The sequence below is a fragment of the Viridibacillus sp. NPDC093762 genome (assembly GCF_050279675.1).
In the GTDB taxonomy this organism is placed as follows: Bacteria; Bacillota; Bacilli; order Bacillales_A; family Planococcaceae; genus Viridibacillus.
This window is the reverse complement of the sequence record NZ_JBNNUK010000042.1, coordinates 1-6,701: the sequence shown is the minus strand read 5'-3', so window position 1 is coordinate 6,701 and position 6,701 is coordinate 1. Positions and strand designations below refer to the sequence as shown.

6 protein-coding genes are annotated in these 6,701 nt (G+C 33.5%); all 6 read left to right on the top strand.

Translation table 11 applies throughout. The features are described 5' to 3' along the window. The first annotated feature begins 440 nt into the window (after window positions 1–440). The 6 genes from ACQKM9_RS21640 (at window position 441) to ACQKM9_RS21615 (ending at window position 6,430) form a co-directional block, all read left to right on the top strand. On the top strand, window positions 441–1,142 hold the full coding sequence (locus ACQKM9_RS21640; RefSeq protein ID WP_427736540.1) for a LytR/AlgR family response regulator transcription factor: 702 nt from the start codon (window positions 441–443) through the stop codon (window positions 1,140–1,142). A 12-nt stretch (window positions 1,143–1,154) separates the two neighbouring features. Next, window positions 1,155–2,414, top strand: a complete 1,260-nt coding sequence (locus ACQKM9_RS21635) for a sensor histidine kinase (protein WP_427736539.1) — start codon at window positions 1,155–1,157, stop codon at window positions 2,412–2,414. A gap of 117 nt (window positions 2,415–2,531) precedes the next feature. Further along, complete coding sequence (locus ACQKM9_RS21630; RefSeq protein WP_427736538.1) at window positions 2,532–3,329, top strand: hypothetical protein; 798 nt, start codon at window positions 2,532–2,534, stop codon at window positions 3,327–3,329. Between the two features lie 44 nt (window positions 3,330–3,373). Further along, window positions 3,374–4,813 (top strand): hypothetical protein, encoded by a 1,440-nt coding sequence (locus ACQKM9_RS21625; protein WP_427736537.1) that lies wholly within the window; start codon window positions 3,374–3,376, stop codon window positions 4,811–4,813. Window positions 4,814–4,818: 5 nt separating this feature from the next. Beyond that, the gene (locus ACQKM9_RS21620; RefSeq protein WP_427736536.1) at window positions 4,819–5,490 is read left to right on the top strand and encodes an ABC transporter ATP-binding protein; all 672 of its coding nucleotides are present in this window, start codon (window positions 4,819–4,821) and stop codon (window positions 5,488–5,490) included. Between the two features lie 379 nt (window positions 5,491–5,869). Continuing rightward, window positions 5,870–6,430, top strand: a complete 561-nt coding sequence (locus ACQKM9_RS21615) for a hypothetical protein (RefSeq protein ID WP_427736535.1) — start codon at window positions 5,870–5,872, stop codon at window positions 6,428–6,430. Window positions 6,431–6,701 lie beyond the last annotated feature (271 nt).

Here is a 6,701-nt window from a genome sequence, read left to right as displayed (position 1 = left end):
ATTGGGTGATTGCACTGCAAACAGGTAGAATTTAAAATTCTCTGGTAGCAGTTGTACAAAGAACTGTATGGTTTTTCTAAGAAAGCCTTATTAAACTAACGGGGCAGTTTAGTTGAAGATTCGCTTCCCGAAATAATCAGTATTTTATGTAAAATGAATGAGTTAAACAGGAACCCTCATATTTTGATTATAAGTTAGTGAATCACTGAGTTTTTAAAAATTAGTACCTTTACCAGTTGGTGTATTTATTAATTTGCTAGTTATAAATTGGTGGTATGAAAATTGTTTTTTTCTACCACCAATTGTTTTTATCTGGTTATAATTAAAGTATGGTTAATACGATTTTGAGTTTTTAAATGTTATTACTCAATTAGCCCTCTTTAGCTCTATACATTAAATAATTTAACTCATGTAGCATACTCATTAGAGGAGTGATTGTAATGAACGTATTAATTATTGAAGATGATCAAGCTATACAAAAGTTTTTAAAAAATACATTAGAAATACTACCACAAGAATTTAAAATTTATCATACAGAAAGTGCGGCAGAAGCTTTAAATTTGGCAAAAAATATTGAAATGGATTTTTTTATTGTCGATATTCAGCTGGTTGATTACAAAGGAACGGATTTAGTCAAACAGTTACGCACAATGCCTACTTATATGTATACCCCTATTGTTTTTGAAACGGCTGTTTTAACAGAAGAATTGTATGCATACCGAGAGCTAAAATGTTTTTATTACTTAGTGAAGCCGTTTACGCAGTTAGAATGTCAAAAGGTGATTCAGGATGTCCTACAGTATTTATCACATATTCAGATTGATGAGAAAAAGCTCCGTATTGAACAGAAAGGATTTATCTTTGAGTATCAATTAAAAGATTTATTGTATATCGAATCTTTTGGTAAAAAGATCTTTTTACATATAAAACGCGATGGAAACTTAATGAAAGAAATGATTTCCAGTTATTCATTAAAGGCTATCATGGAAAAGCTAGATAATCGGTTTATTCAAGTGCATAAAAGCTTTATTATCAATCAGGACATGGTAGAACAAATAGATAAAGTGGAGCAAACAATCCGGTTACGGGATGAAGATACCCTTATTCCGATTGGATTAAAATATCGTCATTATATCGTTTAAGGGGGAAATAGCATGAGCGTTCTATTAGATATTTTAGCTCTTTGGCTTATTACCTGTTTGTTTTTCCGAGACCCCCTCCAATTTAAAGTGGCACATGTATTCTGGGTGGTTGTAATTTCTTTGTTTTGTTTGATAAGTGATAGCAATGAGCGAGTGTTAATAATGACGCTAAAAGGACTTGGGGTTTTACCTGTACAATATTTACCTGGCCTTATTGGCTTTTGTTTTCTTACGCTAGTAGCGAATAGTTATTTATTTAAACGCAGTCACTTAACGATACTTTTGATGACAATGCTTAGTTTAATGGTCTGGATGATGGTTCGAATACAAGGAGTCTTGTTGACAATGATTTTACCGATAGAGATAGCGTGGAATCATTTTATTAGCTTAGCATTAGCACTAGGTATTGTTTTCTTCATTCGCCGATATTTTGCCTCTACACAATTTGAACAAATGACGTTGATGCAGCAGTTATTTATAAGTATATTCTTTTTTGCTTTTATGGGTATATACCTATTTCAAACAACGGAAATTACACGATTTGGTAGTTGGTTTATGCTTTTAGGCTCGATCTTTGTCTTTTTATTAATATCATGGTTATTTTTTGAACAAAAGAAACAACAAGCATTGAAAGCAAGGATTTTAGCCACAGAAAAATATTTACCGATTATTGACGATCTAGTAATAGAGGTTCGTGCGAGACAACATGAGTTTTCTAATAAAATGTTGGCTATCACAAGTATTCTTCAAACTGCTGATACTCTAGAAGAGGCGAGGTATGAAATCACACATTACACTGGAAATATTAAATTACAATCTCATCAACAACAATTGTTAACGATGGATCAAAAAGTTGTAGCTGGTTTTTTATATACAAAAGTAAAAAGAGCCGAACAAATGGGGATTCATGTAGTGATAGATAATTCAATTTCGGTTCATGATATGCCCTGTGAAGAGGTGGATTTAATTGAGGTGCTCGGCATTCTACTTGATAATGCCTTTGATGCTAGTCAAAGTGGCGACACTGTATATGTCACACTCAAGAAAGAAGAAAATCAATATGTGATACAAGTAAGCAATCCATCACCTTATATTTCAAAAGAGCATTTCCTAAAGATGTTCGATATTGGCTTTTCAACGAAGAAGGGTGTGCGAGGTTTTGGATTGCACAATGTGCAACAAATTGCCCAACAATATAAGGCTCATATCCTTTTAAAAAATGAGCAGAAGACAAAAAATTATGTCACAATTGGTTTGCAATTTCAGGAATAAACGAAGGTTTTACGGGAATGAAAATGATTTTGTTCCTGTAAAACCTTTCTTTGTTCTATGGCCATTGCAGCCGTTAACTTCCTTCGTTATAGTGAGGGCAGCAAGGAGGAATAAATTATGCAGCAGTTAATCATGAATGAATGGCGAAAAGTAAGCATAGCGGTATACGTGACAATAGCATTTGCTACGATAGCTGTTACAATCTGTACATTACTTATTTATAAAAATTATGCATTAGAGGCACAACTGGAAGTATATGAGGTGGGGTTTGAGATTGTTAACTTGATTTTCCCGCTACTTGCAGTCATTCCAACAGGTTGGCTTATGTATTTTGAGCGTAAAAATGGGTTTATCAAATATACATTACCACGGGTGAATAAAAAACTATATTTAACCTCGAAATGGCTTGTAAGTGTAGGAAGCGGATTTTTAGTTGTTTTTTGCGTTTCAATAATAAGCGTTCTTGTTGCATTATATGTTGTTCCACCAATTACAGTCCAATTGACATTGATTCATCCTGAGACAGGTGAATTAATGGGTAGAATTGTTCAAACTCGTATTTTTGGAGAGCAATTTGTGGAACAGCCTTTCATGTATGGGCTTGTATTGAGTTTATGGAAAGGCATTATAGGTGGATTGATTGCCACGCTAGGGTTCGTTTTTAGTTTATATAGTAAAAACTTATTTGTTATTTTAACAGGACCCTTTGTCTATTTGTTACTAGAGAATTTTTGTTGGTCAGTTTTTGGTCTTGAGAAATATCGATTGGTTACGGCATTTGAACCGTCAAGTGTAAGGTCAGAATCTATTTCGTGGGCTAGCTTTGTTACGGGACCTGTTTTGCTTTTATTAGTTATTCTCGGATATATAGTGTACAAACGAAAAATGGTAAATGTACGCATTTATGAAGTATAGGTGAACGTATGAAAATACTCATTCGGCAGCACTTAAATTTATTGATGACGAAAGCTATTTTACTATTAGTAGCCATTTTCTCGCTAACAGCGGTAGCAGATCGCAAGACGTATCAAGGGAATTTTAGCTTGTATGTTCTTCATCTCATAACGGATCATTATGTCATAATTTTTATTATGACACCGGTTTTTTTCCTTTGTGTATCAAAATTATATAGTAAGCCAATTATGGTCGAACTGATCCGCATGAAAAAATTTTATCGTTTTATATTAACGAAATGGCTAGCAACCACACTATTTTCTTTTATGTTTGTAGGAATAATCGCGATGATTTCAATAACTGTATCAATTGGTTTACCTTTGAGAAATGACTGGAATAATAGCTCATTGGATGCAGATATGATGAAATACTACATTAGTACGTTTAGTAACCCATTGCAAGGAGTATTATATACCGTACTATTTCTAGTAGCAGGTTATAGTTTCATAGGATGTACATTTGTGACAATGGCTCATTTTTTCTCAAGGAAAGCTACCTATTTTTGTATCGGATTCCTATACATAATCATGATATTATCTATCAAAGTATCCTGGGTGGGAAATATACCTTTCGTTACGATTAATCGGTATATAGTGTTACATCATAACTTTACCGGAGATTACGTACTTTGGGTGACAATTATGGCGATGGTAATACTAAGTTTCTTGCAAATTTTTAGCATTTTACGATTTTGGTACTGGTCGCCAGCACATTCTAATAAGTTAGAAAAAGGATTATTCTTTTATTTCACTCGCATCATATGGACGCGTAAATTAGTATCGATTTGGTGTACGAGCATAGTAATTTTAGCGGTGTCAAAGGCAGCTTTTAGTGAAGAAACATTAAATAATTATTTTATCCGTTTCTTTTACGGATTACCCCTAGGTTCTATGCATGTCATGACATGGTTGGAGCAAATGATTTATATCGGGACTCCGATTTATACGTTCAGTATGTTTTTGCAGACATGGTGTTATCCAAGAGATATGACGGTATTTATGCGTATTCGAAAGAAATCAATATGGAGAACGGTCGTTTTAGGACACATATTATTATTAGCAGTTATCTATGTTATCTTGTCGGTCACTATTTTATTAATAATAGGTATATTATTTGATAAGGGTTTGATGATCGATTGGAATTTATCCATATATATAGTCCTTATTAAGACATTAGAACTTTGTTGTATGATGACTATATTATTCACGTTATTTATTGTAACCAATCGGGTGACATTGTCATTTTTAGCTACTATGAGTTTATATCTCATTAATATTTTTCCAGTCAGTTGGTTATCGTACAATGTGGCAGGAGTTGGTCAATTAGCACGTATAGAGGAAATGGGAAGAACGATGTTAGAGATGGCGAGTATTAGTTTCATTGTTCTCATCTGTATGATTAGCATTATTAAATTGAAGACATATAAATATTTTGAACGAGGGTGAAATGAATGACATGGGTAATTGAATTACAAAATATATCAAAGGAATTTTCAGGTCACGAAGTATTAAAAGATATTCAGTTAAATATTGCACAAGGTCAAACTGTGGGAATTGTTGGTGGTAATGGAAGTGGTAAATCAGTTTTATTTAAATTGATTTGTGGATTTGAGGTGCCAACAAGAGGGCAAGTAAAAATACGACAGCAAGTTTTAGGAGAGCAAATTGATTTCCCGGAAAGTGTAGGTGTCTTTATCAATGAGCCTGGCTACATCGAAATTTTTAGTGGCTTTAAAAATCTACAATTTTTAGCAGCCATTAATAATCGTATTACCAATAAGCAGATTGAAGAAGCGATGCAATTAGTTGGCTTGAACCCCAAGAATAAAACAAAAGTAAAGGATTACTCCTTGGGCATGAAACAAAAGCTAGGAATTGCACAGGCAATTATGGAAAATCAAGATATTTTGATTTTAGATGAACCTTTCAACGCACTTGATTATAAAATATACCAAGATGTAAAAGAGATTATTAAAAACTTAAAACAACAGCAGAAGACCATATTACTGACAAGTCACCATTTTGCTGATATTGAAGAGTTATGTGATGAAATCTATGTTATTGAAGATGGTGAATTGATACCTTTAACAGATAATTATAAGAAGCAATTTACGAAAAAATAATCTATTATAGAGTTGGTACAATTATTGATCGTTCGTCTTCTTAGAACTCGGCGGAATCACTAGACAAACCAGTAATAAGTGTTTGTTTAAAGATGGTGCAACTACTCAATTACCGGTAGGGACGAAGATATATAAGACAAATGATGATGATACCTATGATTTGATTATTGAATTGGAAGAGGAAGAAATGTTTACGTAGCATTTCTTGAAGGAAAAAAATTCTTATTAAACTAACGGGGTGCTTTACTTGAAGATCATTGAGTTGCGTTTGCAGCTCTTTTTTTCGTTATTGAACTAACGGGGCAGTTTAGTGGAAGAAGGGTTTTAAATGTTAGATAGCGTAAACTTTTTTATGTAAGATAGTTAAAGGGGAATATTGATGGACAAATTGTTTAAAATCTCTAATAGAAATACACCTTCCATATATGATAGTAATACCATTTATAGAAGTTCAGAAGAATGTACTAAATGCGGAAGACATAAAACTGATATAAGTGTCTTAGGAGCCTATTTACCTACATTTAATAAAAATTTCGGATTAATAGAACCACTTGGAGGAATTATTGGTTCAAAGGAAGCCATTCAGTATCTTAGGGATAATAATTTACACGGATTTTCTATAGAAGAGGCTGTCGTAAGCTATGGAAGAAGAGGTTTTACAGAACCTTACTTTCGGATAAAACCAAACTATGAAATTGAATTAAACAGTGAAAAGGGTCCTGGTCCTGTTATTAAGTGTAATCAATGTAATGCGAAAGGCTGGAATGATAAAAAAGGAATTCACATAGTAAAAAATCTTCCTCCAGGGGATTTATTTGTAATACAAAGCACCTGGGTTTTACTTTGCTCGGAAAGGTTTATGAAGATTGCTAAGTCGGTCCCTGATAAATGCTATTTAACTTTAGAACAATGGGACTTTAATTTAGAGAAACCTTATTGAGCTAACGGGGGCTTTACTTCAAGAAGGAGTGAAGCTTTTTTCTTATTGAACTAAAGGGGCAGCATTCCTGTTTGAAAGATGTTCAGGGTCTTGAAAGAAAAAGAGTCCTCTAGTATGATGCTGAGTGTCAACGACCATTGACCCATCATATACAAGGAGGACTCCTAAATGCATTCTAAAATGAATTACAAAATTAATCAAGTAACTGATAATACACTCGTCGTTGGTATAGACATCGCGAAGCGCGTTCATTACGCATGCTTTGTCGATG

Coding starts and splice junctions, on each gene's coding strand:
- ACQKM9_RS21640 (WP_427736540.1), top strand. CDS start 441: ATGAACGTATTAATTATTGAAGATGATCAAGCTATACAAAAGTTTTTA.
- ACQKM9_RS21635 (WP_427736539.1), top strand. CDS start 1,155: ATGAGCGTTCTATTAGATATTTTAGCTCTTTGGCTTATTACCTGTTTG.
- ACQKM9_RS21630 (WP_427736538.1), top strand. CDS start 2,532: ATGCAGCAGTTAATCATGAATGAATGGCGAAAAGTAAGCATAGCGGTA.
- ACQKM9_RS21625 (WP_427736537.1), top strand. CDS start 3,374: ATGACGAAAGCTATTTTACTATTAGTAGCCATTTTCTCGCTAACAGCG.
- ACQKM9_RS21620 (WP_427736536.1), top strand. CDS start 4,819: ATGACATGGGTAATTGAATTACAAAATATATCAAAGGAATTTTCAGGT.
- ACQKM9_RS21615 (WP_427736535.1), top strand. CDS start 5,870: ATGGACAAATTGTTTAAAATCTCTAATAGAAATACACCTTCCATATAT.